General features: G+C 65.7%; 16 protein-coding genes and 5 tRNA genes. 10 read left to right on the top strand and 11 right to left on the bottom strand.

The genetic code is table 11. The features are described 5' to 3' along the window. Positions 1–12 precede the first annotated feature (12 nt). Entirely contained in the window at positions 13–558 is a 546-nt protein-coding gene (locus ACFQZZ_RS22840) for an HD domain-containing protein (protein ID WP_378684280.1), read from the top strand. Positions 559–845: 287 nt separating this feature from the next. Here the strand turns inward: ACFQZZ_RS22840 and ACFQZZ_RS22845 are convergent, their stop codons facing one another. Further along, positions 846–1,556, bottom strand: a complete 711-nt coding sequence (locus ACFQZZ_RS22845) for a PIG-L deacetylase family protein (protein WP_378685063.1) — start codon at positions 1,554–1,556, stop codon at positions 846–848. Between the two features lie 183 nt (positions 1,557–1,739). Further along, complete coding sequence (locus ACFQZZ_RS22850; protein ID WP_378684283.1) at positions 1,740–1,913, bottom strand: hypothetical protein; 174 nt, start codon at positions 1,911–1,913, stop codon at positions 1,740–1,742. An 817-nt stretch (positions 1,914–2,730) separates the two neighbouring features. Here ACFQZZ_RS22850 and ACFQZZ_RS22855 point away from each other — a divergent pair. After that, positions 2,731–3,501 (top strand): DUF4344 domain-containing metallopeptidase, encoded by a 771-nt coding sequence (locus tag ACFQZZ_RS22855; RefSeq protein ID WP_378684286.1) that lies wholly within the window; start codon positions 2,731–2,733, stop codon positions 3,499–3,501. Positions 3,502–3,627: 126 nt separating this feature from the next. Here ACFQZZ_RS22855 and ACFQZZ_RS22860 read toward each other — a convergent pair whose 3' ends face one another. The 5 genes from ACFQZZ_RS22860 to pgsA all read right to left on the bottom strand — a co-directional run bounded on the left by ACFQZZ_RS22860 (position 3,628) and on the right by pgsA (position 7,495). Then, complete coding sequence (locus tag ACFQZZ_RS22860) at positions 3,628–4,527, bottom strand: hypothetical protein (protein WP_378684289.1); 900 nt, start codon at positions 4,525–4,527, stop codon at positions 3,628–3,630. A 175-nt stretch (positions 4,528–4,702) separates the two neighbouring features. Then, complete coding sequence (locus ACFQZZ_RS22865) at positions 4,703–5,533, bottom strand: PspA/IM30 family protein (RefSeq protein WP_378684291.1); 831 nt, start codon at positions 5,531–5,533, stop codon at positions 4,703–4,705. Positions 5,534–5,732: 199 nt separating this feature from the next. After that, a complete protein-coding gene (locus ACFQZZ_RS22870; protein ID WP_378684294.1) occupies positions 5,733–6,194 on the bottom strand; it encodes a helix-turn-helix domain-containing protein in 462 nt (153 codons plus the stop codon). A gap of 132 nt (positions 6,195–6,326) precedes the next feature. Beyond that, the gene (locus tag ACFQZZ_RS22875; protein WP_378684296.1) at positions 6,327–6,839 is read right to left on the bottom strand and encodes a CinA family protein; all 513 of its coding nucleotides are present in this window, start codon (positions 6,837–6,839) and stop codon (positions 6,327–6,329) included. Next, on the bottom strand, positions 6,836–7,495 hold the full coding sequence (pgsA, locus tag ACFQZZ_RS22880; protein ID WP_378684299.1) for a CDP-diacylglycerol--glycerol-3-phosphate 3-phosphatidyltransferase: 660 nt from the start codon (positions 7,493–7,495) through the stop codon (positions 6,836–6,838). The genes ACFQZZ_RS22875 and pgsA overlap by 4 nt, the downstream gene beginning before the upstream one ends. A gap of 136 nt (positions 7,496–7,631) precedes the next feature. Between pgsA and ACFQZZ_RS22885 the strand changes: the two genes are divergently transcribed. Together ACFQZZ_RS22885 and ACFQZZ_RS22890 are read left to right on the top strand one after the other, a co-directional pair. Next, complete coding sequence (locus tag ACFQZZ_RS22885; protein WP_378684301.1) at positions 7,632–8,201, top strand: amino-acid N-acetyltransferase; 570 nt, start codon at positions 7,632–7,634, stop codon at positions 8,199–8,201. 13 nt (positions 8,202–8,214) lie between these two features. Then, positions 8,215–8,499 (top strand): YciI family protein, encoded by a 285-nt coding sequence (locus tag ACFQZZ_RS22890; RefSeq protein ID WP_378684304.1) that lies wholly within the window; start codon positions 8,215–8,217, stop codon positions 8,497–8,499. Here the strand turns inward: ACFQZZ_RS22890 and ACFQZZ_RS22895 are convergent, their stop codons facing one another. Next, positions 8,500–9,501, bottom strand: a complete 1,002-nt coding sequence (locus tag ACFQZZ_RS22895) for a TerC family protein (protein WP_378684307.1) — start codon at positions 9,499–9,501, stop codon at positions 8,500–8,502. 239 nt (positions 9,502–9,740) lie between these two features. Further along, positions 9,741–10,532, bottom strand: coding sequence for a serine protease (locus ACFQZZ_RS22900; protein ID WP_378684310.1), 792 nt, complete (start codon positions 10,530–10,532; stop codon positions 9,741–9,743). A gap of 519 nt (positions 10,533–11,051) precedes the next feature. On the opposite strand from ACFQZZ_RS22900, the gene ACFQZZ_RS22905 reads away from it, so the two are divergent. From ACFQZZ_RS22905 to ACFQZZ_RS22925, 5 genes are all read left to right on the top strand, one after another. Next, positions 11,052–11,124: transfer RNA gene (locus ACFQZZ_RS22905), tRNA-Trp, on the top strand. A 39-nt stretch (positions 11,125–11,163) separates the two neighbouring features. Next, positions 11,164–11,247 (top strand) — tRNA-Tyr (locus ACFQZZ_RS22910). Between the two features lie 12 nt (positions 11,248–11,259). Further along, positions 11,260–11,332, top strand: a tRNA-Arg gene (locus ACFQZZ_RS22915). An 11-nt stretch (positions 11,333–11,343) separates the two neighbouring features. After that, a tRNA-Leu gene (locus ACFQZZ_RS22920) sits at positions 11,344–11,420 on the top strand. 22 nt (positions 11,421–11,442) lie between these two features. Continuing rightward, positions 11,443–11,516 (top strand) — tRNA-Arg (locus ACFQZZ_RS22925). A 40-nt stretch (positions 11,517–11,556) separates the two neighbouring features. Here the strand turns inward: ACFQZZ_RS22925 and ACFQZZ_RS22930 are convergent. After that, complete coding sequence (locus ACFQZZ_RS22930) at positions 11,557–14,139, bottom strand: DNA translocase FtsK (RefSeq protein ID WP_378684313.1); 2,583 nt, start codon at positions 14,137–14,139, stop codon at positions 11,557–11,559. A gap of 156 nt (positions 14,140–14,295) precedes the next feature. After that, positions 14,296–14,919 carry a TIGR03085 family metal-binding protein gene (locus ACFQZZ_RS22935; RefSeq protein WP_378684316.1) on the bottom strand — a complete coding sequence of 208 codons (624 nt, stop codon included), beginning with the start codon at positions 14,917–14,919 and terminating at the stop codon, positions 14,296–14,298. A 257-nt stretch (positions 14,920–15,176) separates the two neighbouring features. On the opposite strand from ACFQZZ_RS22935, the gene ACFQZZ_RS22940 reads away from it, so the two are divergent. After that, positions 15,177–15,545 carry a DUF4189 domain-containing protein gene (locus tag ACFQZZ_RS22940; RefSeq protein ID WP_378684319.1) on the top strand — a complete coding sequence of 123 codons (369 nt, stop codon included), beginning with the start codon at positions 15,177–15,179 and terminating at the stop codon, positions 15,543–15,545. Positions 15,546–15,580 lie beyond the last annotated feature (35 nt).

Genomic DNA, 15,580 nt, shown 5'->3' on the forward strand with positions numbered 1-15,580 from the left:
TGGAGGATGAAGGTGCCCATCTCCACCGTGGACGAATTGATGAGCTTGCTGACCGGCTGTCACGACGTCTGGGATACGCCGGACCGCAGCGGCGACCCGGTCGATATTCTGGATCACGACCTGCAATGCGCGGAACTGCTGCGCCAGGCCTATCCAGCCGACGAGGAACTGCAAGTGGCCGGACTGCTGCACGACATCGGCCATATGCTCGTCCCAGGCGACGATGCGGGACACGGCAGGCACGGCGCACAGGCCGTCCGGCCGCTGCTCGGCAACCGAGTCGCCCGGCTGGTGGAGCTCCACGTTGTCGCCAAGCGATATCTGGCGGCGACCGACGCGGCGCACGCCGAAGGGTTGTCACCATCCAGCCGACGCACCCTGGTCGCCCAGGGTGGACCCATGGACACAGCGGAAAAAGCCGAGTTCCAAGCTGATCCGGACTTCACCGCCGCAATCGCCCTGCGCCGCGCCGATGACGCCGGCAAGGTTGTCGGACTGGAAGTAGCACCCTTGGAGTCGTGGCGCGACGTCATCGAACGAGTCGCGGCCGCAAGCTGACGACTGAATCGCAGGCTGCGCGGCCGACCCGAACGGACGATATCCTGCGCATGATTCCGCGCCTCATGTCGAGAGATGTCCATTCAGAACAGATCTCGCAGCAGGCCGACGCGCCTGGAATGCCATGGACAGCCACGGCCGAGCGCTGCCGGCCCGCCACTGTCGCAACACGCATCACCGACGCGAGCCGCCGAGGACTGATCGGCTGATCCCGGAGGACAGTTCACGCATTGCGCACGATTCCGGCCCAGTCACATCGCAAAGGTCCGTGACGACCGGATCGAGCGTCAGCTGCGGAAGTAATAGAGCTCGAAGCCGACAGCGTGCGCGGCGGGGAAGCCTTCCTTAGGGCCGATTGCCATCTCGATGACGGCACGAACCTGGTCGGCGACCGGCTCGGGGCTGAGGATCTCCAAGTAGCGGCGGTGCTCGGCGAGGGCGGCCGCGGCCTGGTCGAGGTTGTCTGAGACGTCGACGGCGTGCGTCGCGGTCGGGCCGGATACAGCCGCCCACCGTGGTGAACACGGCGCGAGGTCGGAAAGTTCCGGGAAGATCCACTCGTTGCCCGCGTCGGAGATGGCATCGAGGGCGGCGCGTCCTACCGCGCGATGGTCGGCGCTGTTGGCATAGCCGGGAGCCCAAGTGTCGCCGAAGTTGAACAGCACCACCAACTCTGGCTGATGGCGCCGGATCGCGGCCGCCAGATCCCGGCGCAACGCCAAGCTTTCTTCCACTCGACCATCGGGGTAGCCGAGGAACTCGACCTCGTGCACCCCGACAACCTTGGCCGAGGCAATCTCTTCCGCCTCGCGCAGCGGACCGGCCTCGGCAGGCGGGATCCCAGCCATCCCGGCTTCACCCGAAGTCACCAGGACGTACCGAATGTCCTTGCCCTGCCCTGTCCAGCGCGCCACTGCCGCAGCCGCCCCGTATTCGATGTCATCGGGATGGGCCACGATCACCAGGCCACGCCGCCAGTCTTCCGGAACCTGTTCCACAGCACACATTTAAGCACCTGGATTGCCGAACAGGCTGCGCCTCTCCAATTTCCACGCTCCGGCCGGTGCCTCGACTACGCCCCGGCCTGGTGTCGGCCGCCGACGCGGTACAGGTGCTCTCGATCACGTCGACCGAGGGCACTCGCGCCACCGCCTCGCGCGCCGACCACACAGCAGTCCGAGCTACAGCTTGGTGACGGAGGACTTGTCCGAGCCCGATACCGCCTTGTACAGCAGGTACAGGCCGAATACCACGGCGCTGATCACCAGGATCGGAAACAGTCCCTTGATGAGTGCGCCGATAATGGCGAGCGCGATCCAGACGACCGCCACGACACCGATGATCTTCCACAACATTTTTGCCTCCCAGCAGTCCTTTGTACGAACCAATCATGCCCCCTGGTCGAGGCGAAATCACCAGGTCAACACCGATATCCGGGTGAAGATCAGGGTTCACCCTGACATTCCGACAGCGCCCAATACATCCTGGGGATTCCCAGCAGTTGCTCCGGGACGACGAGGACCACGCTCCCACGCTGGTCGACGCTCGACTGGTCCCGGCCGCTGCGAAACGCAGGCACGGAGTTGGATTCGTGGAGTCGGGGCTACGAGCGCCCAGATCGATGGCTTCGGCTGGCTTCTGACGAACGCCGCGACCCCACCGTCTCGCATGGTTATGCTTCAGCAACACTGAGCCCGTCGGCGAAACGACCTGCGAACCGGACCTGCCAACGGCCAATTGCGGGTCCGCGACGTAGACCTCCTCGCCGACAAGGCGCTCCTGAGAACTGCGCGAATTAACTCGGATATGTCGAATTCTCACAGCTCAGAGCATTTTTCTCGTTCGCTACCCGCTAATCGCAGGCCACCTCGGTGAAAGCCTCGGCTCGAGGCGATACCTCGACGGTACAAGGGAAACCACCGAGCCGAGTGCGCGTCGCTGCTACCATCTAGCAAAGCATCGGAGTAATGGGCCCTGCGGTTGGGAGAGGCTGGGATTGCGATGGTTTCGAATTGGTGCCGATGGGCCGGGGCGGTGGTCGTGCTGGTTGCGGCAACCGCGGCATGTACGTCGAATAACAACGAGAAGCCAGCGTCACAGGAGTCGACAGGCACCACAACTGTGAGCCGGGTGCCAGACGCCGGAAAGTTCGTGCCCAAGTATGACCGTGCGATGGCTTCGCAACTGTCGAAAGATGGCAAGAGGGTCGCTCAAGACAACCGGATAATCGAAGATCTCGCCGAGGCGTTGGGTGCGGTGTACAAGCTGCCCAAGGATATTCCCGTCATCGGCATGGAATGCGGCCAGTTCAACGCGTACTGGGACCCGGAGAAGCGGTCGATTGTCCTCTGTTATGAGATGTTCGCGGTCGCGGAGGAATATGCGAACGCGCAGTCCGAGGGACGTCCTGACTACTTCAACCTGTACTTCGACGGCGTAACGCGCATGATCGCCTTCCACGAGTCCGCACACATGGCGATCGACGTGTATTCGCTGCCTGCGACGGGACGTGAGGAGGACTCCGCAGACCAGCTCGGCGCCCTACTCATGTTGACCACCCCCGGCCCTATAGGCGTCGGTAGCGTGGCAGCGGCGGCCGACTTCTGGTTCGACATCTCTGACGATCCGGGAAATTTCAATGCCAGCACCTTCGCTGACGAACACTCGCTCTCCCAGGTACGCGGCTATAACCTGTTGTGCTGGGATTACGGTGCCCTCCCCGACGAGCTCAGCGTCCTGGTGACTGCACCGGGTGAGCCGGAGCAAAAAGGGCGCCTGCCAGCGGAGCGTGCCGTCGAGTGTGTCGACGAATACCAGAAGATGCAGACAGCGTGGGAGACCCTTCTGAAGCCCTATCTAAAGGTCGACCTCGGCGTTCCCGACACCATGAGCACCGACACAACGCATGCGACACCCTCTACCACAACCACCCCTACGCGGTAGGGACTGCAATCGCGCGATCCGGTCTGCTGCTGCCGACGTCGAGAATCATTCGCTCCCGCACCGGAACCGGTTGGAAGCTGTGGTCTTTCAACTGCGACCGCAGCAATATCCAGGAGGTCGAGCACCCTAAAGTCGGGGTGGCGGCGGTTGAGCGGCGACCTGATGGTCGGCGACCTCGGTGAGCGCCTGCGCCCAGCCGTCGAGGCGGTCGGCGGCGTGCCGCAGGTCGGAGACGATCATGTCGAAATCGTGCCGCAGCACGATGGTCTCGGGCACCGCGAGAATGCGTCCGGCGGCGGCGACCACCTGCTCGTATTCGACGACGCCCGCATCGAGCCGGGCCAATGCGAATCGCATATTGCCCGAAAGGTCCTCTGCCGCATCGGAATTCGTCCCGCCCATCATGCTGACGGCCTGCTCCATCGCGGCCACGTCCGCGGCGAGCGCATGCAAGGCTGCGGCACCCGATTCCGCGGTCTCGAGCATGTCGGCCAATTCGTCGTCGGGCAGCCGGTTCGATCGTGCGATCTGCCCGGCCAATCCGTGCATGGCTCGCTCCGCACGGATCAATCTGGTGATCGGCGAACGCGCAGCCGACCACAGCGGGGGCTGCTTGCGTGGCACGAACGTCGCCTGCGGTAGCGGCGCATTGCGCAATCGCAGATAGCGACGCGCGCTCAGCGCGGTCCCGGTTACCAAGGCGACTGCTCCCCCGCCCACGACGACGACGGCCCAGGCCGGTGCGGCGATGATGACGAGCCCGACCGTGCCCGCGGTGGTGAGACCGGACACCGTGCCGAGCTGAAAGCTGCGACGGCGGGCCCTGCGCCGCTTGCGCAGCTCCCGTTCCCTCGGATCCGCCCAGCGGCGCACCGCGACCAAGGCGTGTTGGCCGACCTCGCGCAGATTGTCAGGAAGACTGCCCGGTTGCGGCACGATCGTGGACTGTGCGCGGACAACAGCGCGGCGTCCCGACCGCACGACACCGGCTCCCGCCCGGACCTCCCGGATTCGCCTGCGGCTCACGGCTTCCCTCCCACGGGTGGTGCGGGCCGAGCACGGTCGAAAAAAGGCCCGAGCGGCACCCGAGCGCTGCGCTCCCGCACCGAGAGCGCCTGTACCGAACGAGCCTTCACCGAACCAGTCCTCGCCGAGCCTCCGGCAGCGTAGTTCCGAGCGACCTGCCAGCGGTCGCCTGCGGCTACTGCTGCGCGGTCTGGCCCTTGTTCATCTGCGGCTGCGCCGGATTTGCCTGGGTCTGCGCCGGGTTGATGGCGGGCGCGCCGGCGCCGCCCGCGGGCAGCGCATCGCCGCGCATCGATGCGCGGATCTGCTCGAGCTTGCTGTGCCCGGCCATCTGGATGCTGGCCTGCTGGACCTCGAGCATGCGGCCCTGCACCGAGTTCTGTGCGAGTTCCGCGGAGCCGAGCGCATTGGCGTAGCGGCGCTCGATCTTGTCGCGCACCGCATCCAGGCTCGGGGTACTGCCCGGCGCGGACAGCGTGGAGTCCATCTGCTGCAACGAGGCGGAAACCTGCTCCTGCATCTTGGCCTGCTCGAGCTGGCTGAGCAGCTTGGTGCGCTCGGCGACCTTCTGCTGCAGCATCATCGCGTTCTGCTCGACGGCCTTCTTGGCCTGCGCGGCAGCCTGCAGCGACTGGTCGTGCAGCACCTTGAGGTCTTCGACGGACTGCTCGGCGGTGACCAGCTGCGCGGCAAAAGCCTCGGCCGCATTGGTGTACTGGATCGCCTTCTCGGTGTCATTGGCGGCCGCGGCCTGGTCGGCGAGCAGGACCGCCTGGCGCGCATTGGCGTTGAGCTTCTCGACCTCGTCGAGCTGACGGTTGAGCTTCATCTCCAGCTGACGCTGGTTGCCGATGACCGACGCGGCCTGCTGAGACAGGGCCTGATGCTGGCGCTGAGCTTCCTCGATAGCCTGCTGAATCTGGACCTTCGGATCCGCATGCTCCTCGATCTTCGAATCGAAGAGGGCCATCAGGTATTTCCAGGCCTTCACGAACGGATTAGCCATCGATTGATCCCGCCTCCATCTGATGCGCCGCGCTTACCGCGACTCTAGTGCGCGACCGTCACGCACCCGATATGTGCCTATCCTCCACCATGTGGGCACCTGACCGGGACAACCCGGCCTTTCCGACGCCTAAGGAGAATCTATCCGTTCCCGGCACCGGTCCGCAGCGTTGCCCGGGGCTGCCACCACTCGTTCTGCGTCAATTGCTCTTCACCAGGATCAGCATGTCGGCTTTCGGCGCCGGAATGACGATCCGCGTGTCCTCCGCGATATGCGGCGGGCGGACCTTGGTAGCGGCACCGGCCGCCGACATCGTGGCGGCCGCAGGCTCGGGTGCGGCGCTGGTCTCGGCGGGTTCGGCAGCAGGCGTCCGCTCCGCTTCGGTCGCGGGAGCGGCGGCGGTCGCGGGCTCGCGGGCGGGCGGGCCGTCGGAGCCGGCCATGATTGTGCTCACATCCCAGAGCACCCGCGACAGCGGCACATCCAGGGCGGCGCAGATGGCGGCCAGCAGCTCGCTGGATGCCTCCTTGCGGCCGCGCTCGACCTCGGACAGATAACCCAGGCTCACGCGCGCCGAGGTGGACACCTCACGCAGGGTCCGGCTCTGGGCGAGACGAGCACGCCGCAGACTGTCCCCGATCGCCTCTCGCAGCAGCGTCATCTCGTTCTCCTTCGCTCACTGACAGCGGACCACACGCCGCACCTACAAGCATTGCGCATGCCGTTCTTTCTGGCACAACGTCGGACACAGCACAGTTGGTTCCCGCGGAGCGAACTTCGATTCACCCCGCGCTCACTGTGCCGAACCCGAAGTCCCTCCGGCCGTCACATATCGCAGTAACTCCCGGATGGCCATGTGCGTCGCGCCAATCCTGATAGTCCACCGGTCACCGAGGAGTTTCAACCGGACGACCTCGGTATGCCCCGGACCTGCGAGTCCGAGGAAGACGGTGCCGACAGGATGCCCGTCCTGGGAGTCCGGTCCGGCAACCCCGGTCAGCCCGACGCCCCAGTCCGCGCCACATCGGATCCGAGCACCGACGGCCAACTGCTCGGCCGTGCTTGCGGCCACCGGACCCTCCGTCGCCAGTACTTCGTCGCTGACGCCCGCGAGGCTGTGTTTGAGATCGGTGGCGTACACCACCAATCCGCCGCGCAGCACCACGCTGGCGCCGGGCACTCCGGCGATGGTCGCCGCCAGCAGGCCGGCGGTGAGGGATTCCGCGGTCGCCACGGTCTGTCCCGCCGCGCCGAGTGCGCGCACCAGGTCGGCGGCAGGCACATCGGCGATCAGCGGATCTGTCATGCCCCGCGAGCCCGGCCCGGTGCGCCGGCGAACCACACCCTGGCCGCCTGACCGACGTAATCGAGGCCGGTGACGACCGTCAGCGCGACCGCCACGTACATCAACGCCATCCCCGCGGTGGCGAAGCCGCCCGCCAACGGCAGCAGCAGCGCCGCGATCGCGACGGACTGCACCAGCGTCTTGAGTTTGCCGCCGCGACCGGCCGGGATCACGCCGCGGCGCACTACCGCCAACCGCAACACGGTGACTCCGATCTCGCGGCCGCAGATCACCAGGGTGATCCACCATGCCAGATCACCGAGGACCGAAAGGCCGATCACCGCGGACCCGATGAGCGCCTTGTCCGCGATCGGGTCGGCCAGCTTGCCGAAATCGGTGACCAATCCGTATTTGCGGGCCAATTGCCCGTCGAAGCGATCGGTGATCGCGGCGATGCCGAACAGCGCGGCCGCGGCGATCCGCCAACCGGTCTGATGCCCGCCTGCCGCAAACAGCGCGAGCACGAACAGTGGCACCAGCGCGATGCGCACCATGGTGAGGATATTCGCGATATTCATCAGCGGAACGGCAGGCTCGGCCTGCGCGGGCACGAACCCGGAACGGGTCGGGGCGGACTCGGCCCAGTGGCGGTCGATCTCGTCGGGCTGCACGCTCATGCCTCCGCCTCGGCGGGCGGCCTCATGGCCGCCTCTCCATCCGGTCGCGCTGCTCGGCGCGATGCGGTGAGCGGAGCGATCGGATGTGCGGCACACCTTCAGCCTATCGGTAACCGGGCCGACTACTGTGCACCACATGACCTCTCGGGGACCAGTAGGTGGTCCGACCAGCGACGCGCATCCCAGCGTGGCACCCGCCGCGCACGACTCTGCCCTTGTGGTACGCCGCGCCCGAACCTCCGATGTACCCGAGATCAAACACCTCGTCGACGTCTACGCCGGTCGAATCCTGCTGGAAAAGAACCTGGTCACACTGTACGAAGCGGTGCAGGAATTCTGGGTGGCCGAACTCGACGGCCGGGTGGTCGGCTGTGGCGCGCTGCACGTGCTGTGGGCAGATCTCGGCGAGGTGCGCACGGTCGCGGTGCATCCGGACGTCAAGGGGCACGGCGTCGGCAAGCTCATCGTGCATCGGCTCGTCGCGGTAGCCAGGGAGTTGGAGCTCGGGCGGCTGTTCGTGCTCACCTTCGAGGTGGACTTCTTCGCCAGGCACGGCTTCGTCGAGATCGAGGGCACGCCGGTCACCGCCGAGGTGTATGCCGAGATGTGCCGCTCCTATGACACCGGTGTCGCGGAGTTCCTCGACCTCAGCTACGTGAAGCCCAACACTCTCGGCAATACTCGAATGCTGTTGAACCTCCGATAGGAAGCGACCCGCCGTGCCGATCTTCGCCGTTCACTACACCTATTCCGAGGCCACCGTCCCGGGCCGCGACACCTATCGCCCGGAGCACCGGGGCTGGCTGTCGGGTCTGGTCGAGGCGGGCACCCTGCTCAGCAGCGGGCCGTATCCGGATGGCTCGGGTGCGTTGCTGTTGTTTCAGGCCGACGACGAAACCGCGCTGAAGGGCCTGCTGGCCCAGGACCCCTTCGCGCGGGAGAACCTGATCGACGCGATCCGCGCCGTCGAATGGGTGCCGGTGATGGGCGCGTTCGCTTCTTGATTACTCGTCGGGGCCGTCGACCGGCTGCGTGGCAGCGCCGCGCGTCTTGATCAGACTGGCAACCGTCGCCACGATCAGGATGCCGAGGATGACCCCGAGCGACGCCGGCGTGGAAATCTCCGGGACGCTCACGTGCTCGCCGCCGTTGATGAACGGCAGCGTGTTCTCGTGCAGCGCGTGCAGCACGAGCTTGATGCCGATGAACGCCAGGATCGCCGAGAGCCCGTAGGACAGATAGACGAGGCGATCCAGCAGCCCGCCGATCAAGAAGAACAGCTGACGCAAACCCATGAGCGCGAACGCATTCGCGGTGAAGACGATGTAGGGCTCCTCGGTGAGTCCGTAGATCGCCGGAATCGAATCCAGTGCGAACAGCAAGTCCGCGAAACCGATCGCCAGCAGCGCGAGCAGCAGCGGCGTGACCACGCGGCGGCCATCGATCCGGGTGATCAGCTTGTCGCCGTCATAGCTGTCGGTAGTCGGTAGCACCCGCTTGGCCAAGGCGACGATCCGGCTGTCGCGTTTCTCCTCATGCTCGACCTCGTGACCGCTTTCGCGCAACAGCTTGACGGCCGTGTAGATCAGAAACAGCCCGAACAGGTAAAACACCCAGCTGAACGCGCTGATCGCCGCCGCACCGACGGCAATGAAGATGCCACGCATCACCAGTGCGAGCACGATGCCGATCAGCAGCACCTTCTGCTGATAGATCCGCGGCACCGCGAAGGTCGACATGATGATGACGAAGATGAACAGGTTGTCCACCGAGAGCGCTTTCTCGGTGACGAAACCCGCGTAGTACTCCCCGGCGAAGGTCGAACCCCACTGCCAGGCGACGAATCCGCCGAACACCAGCGCGAGTCCGATATACACCGCCGACCAGAACCCGGATTCCTTGAATGTCGGATCGTGTGGCGTGCGGACGTGTGCGAAGAAGTCGAAAACGAACAGCCCGAGGATCACGGCGATCGTGATCACCCACTCGAGAGCGGTTACGTGCATGCGGTGACCTTCTGGTTGATCATGACATCAAGCATGCCCGATTTGTCCGTTCCTGTCGGCTTGCGGGGTGATTGCTGTCAATAATTTCACATGCGCGTCCGCACCGGTCCATGCACCGGTGACGACGTGACAGACGACCGCCGCATCCTCAACTGCCGCTCAGCGACACCCGCGAACGTGCAAGCTCGTCGCCGAGGTGTGATCCCGTCGTTCGCTCGGCTGCGCTCCGGGCGGTCGGGTCATTGCGGGATGGCTTGTCCGCACGGCTCGTTCGAGGTCGACCCGGCACCCGCGCCGAGCATGTTGTCCGCGAGGAAATTGTTGACATATATGCCGATGCGGGTGAATACAGCCGCGTAGCCGGGGCGCGCGTGGCCGTTGGCCCAGGAATAAAGGCCGACGAGCGTCGCGTTGCCCTCGTTGCCGCGGGTAACCAGCGGACCGCCCTCGTCGCCGGCACCGGGCGACTTGCCGCCCGCGTCGATGCCGGCCGCGATCATGTTGGCGGTTATCGTCGAGGCACCGTACTGGCTCTGTGCCTGTGCGCGGCCGACGGTAGGCAGATCAACGGCCATCAGGTACGAGGGCGCTTGCCCGCCTTCGCCAATCGCTCCCCATCCCGAGGCCTGCGCGATCACACCATCGGCGGGGTCGCTGCCCGATTCGGGCAGACAGACCGGCGCGGCGTTCGTGCCGAACGCGAGGTTCTCGGTGGTGTGCAGCACGGCGATGTCGCTATCGCGGTTGACTGTGTCGTAGCGGGGATGTAGGACGATCTTCTGAATCTCGACCACGCTGCCACCGGAATCATGCCGGAGCGAGCCGTACCGCAGTTTCACTTGGTCCGGCTGGACGCCACGAACGCACATAGCCGACGTGATCACGGTGCGGTTGTTGAGGATAGCGGCGCCGCAGGCGTGCGCACCGCCCTTCTGCACACTGGCCGTCCATGGAAATTGATCGCCGGCTGCCGCATACCCGCCGACGATTGCCGACGCGGGCGTGGGCGCTCCGACCGCCACCACACTCACGCCGAGCACCACCGTCGCGAACGCCCGCCACCGAACAAAGGCCTTGCTCATAGCTCCCCTTACCACCGACTGTGCTGACGATGTGAAGTACGGAACTGCCGGGTATCAACGGTAGCCGCGCGGATGCCGAGAACACCCGAATCGGCCAGGTGTGTCGCAGGATCCATGCCCCGCGCCAGGCGATTGCTCGGTAGCCGACCGATACCGATGGCGATCGCATCGATCTTCCGCACCGATCCTCGCGCAATAAATCGGTTCCTTACCGGGAGCCCTGATGCTACCGTCGGAGACAACGAAGTCCACGAGCCACAGAAAGGCATAGGCAGATGACCGGGCAGACCATGCAGCAGCGATGGCGATTGCTAGCCGGTGCCTGGCTTACCTATGCCCTACGTTCAGCCATGCAACTCGGCTACCGCGCGATGCGTGTGAGCGGCCCCTGAGGTCTCGGTTTCGAGAAGACCTGCGACAGGGGTCATTCCGCGGCACACGCCGAGGAGTGACCCCTTTTTCATGCCTGCGGACGTAGCTCAACGGGAAGAGCGGCAATCTCCAAAGTTGTTGGCTGGGGGTTCGAGTCCCTCCGTCCGCGCCGACACCTGCACACCACGACAACTCCATAGCGACAAACGGCAGTATGCCCGAGCGGCCGAAGGGACCTGACTGTAAATCAGGTGCGATCACGCCACCGGAGGTTCGAATCCTCCTGCTGCCACCTAGTTTTCGGGCCCGTGTAGCTCAGTGGAGAGAGCGGCGTCCTCCGAGGGCGCAGGCCGGTGGTTCGATCCCACCCACGGGCACCGAAAACCAATCCCTCGTAGCCCAATTGGAAGAGGCACCGTATTCAGGATGCGGTCAGTGCGAGTTCGAATCTCGCCGAGGGAACCAGTCCGCGCCCGCGCGGATGAGCGCGCTCGTAGCTCAATCGGATGGAGCACCGGAATACGAATTCGGCGGCTGGAGGTTCGAGTCCTCCCGAGCGCACTGATGGAGTGTGGTGTAGCGGCGCCACCACTACTACCGGTCACTCTTCGTCCGCGTCGTCGGGCTCCTCGCCGCCGCCGCGGATCGACCAGAGCAGGCCCTCCAGTTCATCCGGTTTGATGAGCACATCACGGGCCTTGGAGCCCTCGCTGGGGCCGACGACACCGCGGGTTTCCATCAGGTCCATCAGGCGGCCTGCCTTGGCGAAGCCGACGCGCAGTTTGCGCTGCAGCATCGAGGTGGAGCCGAATTGTGAAGTCACCACCAGTTCTACGGCCTGGACGAAGACATCGAGGTCGTCGCCGATGTCGGGGTCGACGTCCTTCTTCTCACCCGCCTTCGCGGCGGTGACACCCTCCTGGTATTCGGGTTCGGCCTGGTTCTTGGCGAAATCGACGACGGCGTGGATTTCCTCGTCGCTGATGAACGCGCCCTGCAGACGAGTGGGTTTGTTCGCGCCCATGGGCAGGAATAGGCCGTCGCCCATACCGATCAGCTTTTCCGCGCCCGGCTGGTCGAGGATGACTCGCGAGTCGGTCAGCGAGGACGTGGCGAAGGCAAGCCGAGAGGGCACGTTGGTCTTGATCAGGCCGGTGACCACATCCACTGAGGGCCGCTGGGTGGCGAGTACCAGGTGAATGCCCGCGGCCCTGGCCTTTTGGGTGATGCGGACGATCGCGTCCTCGACATCGCGCGGCGCGGTCATCATCAGGTCGGCGAGTTCGTCGACGATGGCCAGAATGTACGGGTACGGGCGGTAGACCCGTTCGCTGCCCAACGGCGCGGTGATCGCCCCGGACTTGACCTTCTTGTTGAAGTCGTCGATGTGGCGAACCTTGTTGACCTGCATGTCCTGATACCGCTGCTCCATCTCTTCCACCAGCCAGGCCAGCGCCGCGGCGGCCTTCTTCGGCTGGGTGATGATGGGCGTGATCAGGTGCGGAATACCCTCGTAGGGTGTGAGTTCCACCATTTTCGGGTCGATGAGGATCATCCGGACCTCGTCGGGCGTGGCCCGGCCGAGCAGCGAAACCAGCATCGAGTTCACGAAGCTCGACTTGCCGGAACCGGTAGAGCCTGCCACCAGCAGGTGCGGCATCTTCGCCAGGTTGGCCGAGACGAAGTCGCCTTCGATGTTCTTGCCGAGCCCGATCACCAACGGGTGGTGGTCGTTTCGGGTCGAGGGCGCTTTGAGCACATCGGCGAGGCGCACCAATTCGCGGTCGGCATTGGGGACCTCGATGCCCACGGCGGACTTGCCGGGAATCGGCGCGAGCAGCCGGACGTTCTCCGTCGCAACGGCATACGCGATATTGCGGGTCAACGCGGTGATCTTCTCGACCTTGACGCCCGGCCCGAGCTCGACCTCGTAGCGGGTGACCGTCGGGCCGCGCACGAATCCGGTGACCGCCGCGTCGATTTTGAACTGCACCAGCACCTCGGTGATCGCCTCGATCATCGATTCATTGGCGGCACTGCGCTTCTTGGGCGGATCACCGTCGGTCAACAGCGTGAGCGGCGGCAAAACATAGTCGCCCTCGATCTCCCGGTCGGCGATCAGTTCCATCTGCTTCGGCGGCGGCGGGGTCTGATCGGCAACCTTGACGGGACGCTTCTTCGGCTTTGGCTTCGGTTCGGGCGGTTCGGCCGTAATCGGTTTGGCGTCACGCAACGGCGGCTCGCCGAGCACCTCGGTGACCACGTCGGCATCGCCGAATTCGTCGGGCGGATAGTTCTCGACCGGGGTGCGGCCACGCCGCTTCGACCCGCTGGAACGGTGTAGCGGAAACCCGTCCGCGTCGTAGTTGGCCGGATCGTATTCGCCGTTGTAGTCACCGTATTCGTCGGCACCGGTGCCGATGCCGAAGTAGTGCCGCAGCCGGTCCGGTACCTCTCGCACGGTGGTGCCGGTCAGCAGCAGCACGCCGAAGACGATGGCCAGCAGGAGAATCGGCACCGAAAGCCAGCCGGTGAGCCCGTCGGTGAGAGGGCCACCCACCACGAAACCGACGAAACCCGCGGCGCGGGAACGTCCGTGCGCGTCGGTCGGCGATCCGGCGGCGACATGCCACAGGCCGAGGATCGGCAGCCCGACCAGCAGTCCGCCGAGCACCAGGCGCGGCCGGATCTCCTGGCGCGCCTCGGTGCGCATCAAGACAATGGCGATCGCGGTGGCCACGAACGGCAACCCGGCCGATGCGGATCCGGAGACCGCGCGGATGGCCTCCTCGACCCAGTGCCCGACCGGTCCGCCCGCCGACAGCCACACCGCCGCCGCGATCACCGCGCTCAATGCGATGAGGGCGAGCGCGATGCCGTCGCGGCGATGGCCGTGTTCGATCTCGCCCGCCCGGCTCAGCGTGCGCGTGGTGGCACCGAGGCCGCGCGCGAGCACGGTCCAGCCGCTGCTGATGCCACGGCTGATCACCGCAAGTGGCGCGGTATCGGACTTACGGCGGACCGGGCGGCGTGCCGCCGCGGTGCGAGCGCGCGGCGCCGCGGTGGCACGCGGGGTGGCGGCACCACGCGGCGTCGCCGAACGAGACCGGGCCGCTGTGGTCCTCCCCCGGGCTGATCCCGCCCGCGCACGAGAGGTCGTGGAGCTGCGGGACTTACCTGCCATGACCTCAGGCTAGCCGCTAACGCACCATCCGGACCATCCGCAACACTGGTATCGGCCGTCTCAACCGTGTCGAATTGTGCGGAAGCCCAGGTCGCAGCCGCCGCCGTCGAGCTCTCTTTGCGCCCGAATCGGGCACGTGTGTCGAGCGTGCTGGGGCTACACCGAACGATCGAGGTCGAGTACCGCGCGCACGTCGCCCGGTTCGCCGGCGGTCTCGAGGCGAACTTCGTCGCGACCGAACGCGTGCAGCAACAACTCCGAGGGCTTGCCGGTCAGTGTCACTTCGGCGTCGGAACTCGACGGCACCACCGCCCGGTCGCCGTCCGGCGTCGCGAGCACGACGGTGACCGGTGATTTCCGGTAGGCCATTCGAGCCATCTTGCGCAGCTGCGACCAGAGCCGGGCCTCGTCGGCGTCCGACAGCGTGCGCGGTTCCCATCCCGGCGTGCCACGACGCACATCTTCATGGTGGACGAACATCTCCGACAGATTGGCCACGGCGTCGACCGGGCGCAACGGCGACCACCACGGCGGTCCGGTGCGCACCTCGTCCAGCAGTTCCGGGAACGGTTTGCGTGCCACCTTCGCCTGCACGCTTTCGAGATACCCGGCAAAGGGCTTCAGCATGATCCCCGGCGCCGCGTCGGGGCGGCGCTCGCGAACCACCAAGTGCGCCGCCAGTTCTCGCACCGTCCACTCCCCACAGAGGGTCGGTGCGTCCGGCCCCGCGGCGGACATCGTCCGGACCAGCGCCTGACGTTCCCGTTGTGCCATGCTCACGTGCTCGAACATAGTCGATCACCGATGCGTTGCCCTTGCCGCACAACGTGTCTTCGACTTGCACCCTGGCTACCGCTCAGCCAAACTATCCACCGCACGCCCGGTGCGGGGAGCCGTGATCCCCCGGCATCGCCCGGCACCGAGTGGGATCCGACGGCCGCGCCCCGAATTCTCGGGTAGCGCTTGCGGCTTCGGCTCTGTAGCTTGTCACTCGGTCCATCGGGTCGTGGACCTGTGAGCAAGAAGGGGATTCACCTGTGAAGAAATTCGTCACCGGTGCCGCCATCATGGCGGCAACGGTTGGATCTGTGCTGGCCACTGCGGCCCCTGCGCAAGCCGCGTACGGGTACTACGGCGCCATTGCCGTCTCCAGCGACGGGGACTACGCGATCTCGAACAACTACGGCAGCTACTCGGCAGCGGAGAATTCCGCCGTGTCGGCCTGTGGCTACGGTTGCTCGGTGCTGATCTCGTGGACCAACGGCTGCGGTGTCCTCGCCAGCTCGTCGTCGCAGTGGAGCGCATCCGCCCGCGCCAGCTACTCCGCCGCCAAATCGGCCGCGTTGAGCCGAGTGCCCGGCGGCCACGTCGTGGACTGGCGCTGCACCAGCGGCTACTCGCTGTAACTCCGACACCATTTCCGTCGCAGCGTCCGTCCGGG

The organism is Nocardia sp. GCM10030253 (genome assembly GCF_042675075.1).
In the GTDB taxonomy this organism is placed as follows: Bacteria; Actinomycetota; Actinomycetes; order Mycobacteriales; family Mycobacteriaceae; genus Nocardia.

Excerpts from the sequence above, each read along its gene's own strand:
- ACFQZZ_RS22850 (WP_378684283.1), bottom strand. The coding sequence starts at position 1,913 with ATGTTGTGGAAGATCATCGGTGTCGTGGCGGTCGTCTGGATCGCGCTC.
- ACFQZZ_RS22855 (WP_378684286.1), top strand. The coding sequence starts at position 2,731 with ATGGCTTCGCAACTGTCGAAAGATGGCAAGAGGGTCGCTCAAGACAAC.
- ACFQZZ_RS22865 (WP_378684291.1), bottom strand. The coding sequence starts at position 5,533 with ATGGCTAATCCGTTCGTGAAGGCCTGGAAATACCTGATGGCCCTCTTC.
- ACFQZZ_RS22870 (WP_378684294.1), bottom strand. The coding sequence starts at position 6,194 with ATGACGCTGCTGCGAGAGGCGATCGGGGACAGTCTGCGGCGTGCTCGT.
- ACFQZZ_RS22875 (WP_378684296.1), bottom strand. The coding sequence starts at position 6,839 with ATGACAGATCCGCTGATCGCCGATGTGCCTGCCGCCGACCTGGTGCGC.
- pgsA (WP_378684299.1), bottom strand. The coding sequence starts at position 7,495 with ATGAGCGTGCAGCCCGACGAGATCGACCGCCACTGGGCCGAGTCCGCC.
- ACFQZZ_RS22885 (WP_378684301.1), top strand. The coding sequence starts at position 7,632 with ATGACCTCTCGGGGACCAGTAGGTGGTCCGACCAGCGACGCGCATCCC.
- ACFQZZ_RS22895 (WP_378684307.1), bottom strand. The coding sequence starts at position 9,501 with ATGCACGTAACCGCTCTCGAGTGGGTGATCACGATCGCCGTGATCCTC.
- ACFQZZ_RS22930 (WP_378684313.1), bottom strand. The coding sequence starts at position 14,139 with ATGGCAGGTAAGTCCCGCAGCTCCACGACCTCTCGTGCGCGGGCGGGA.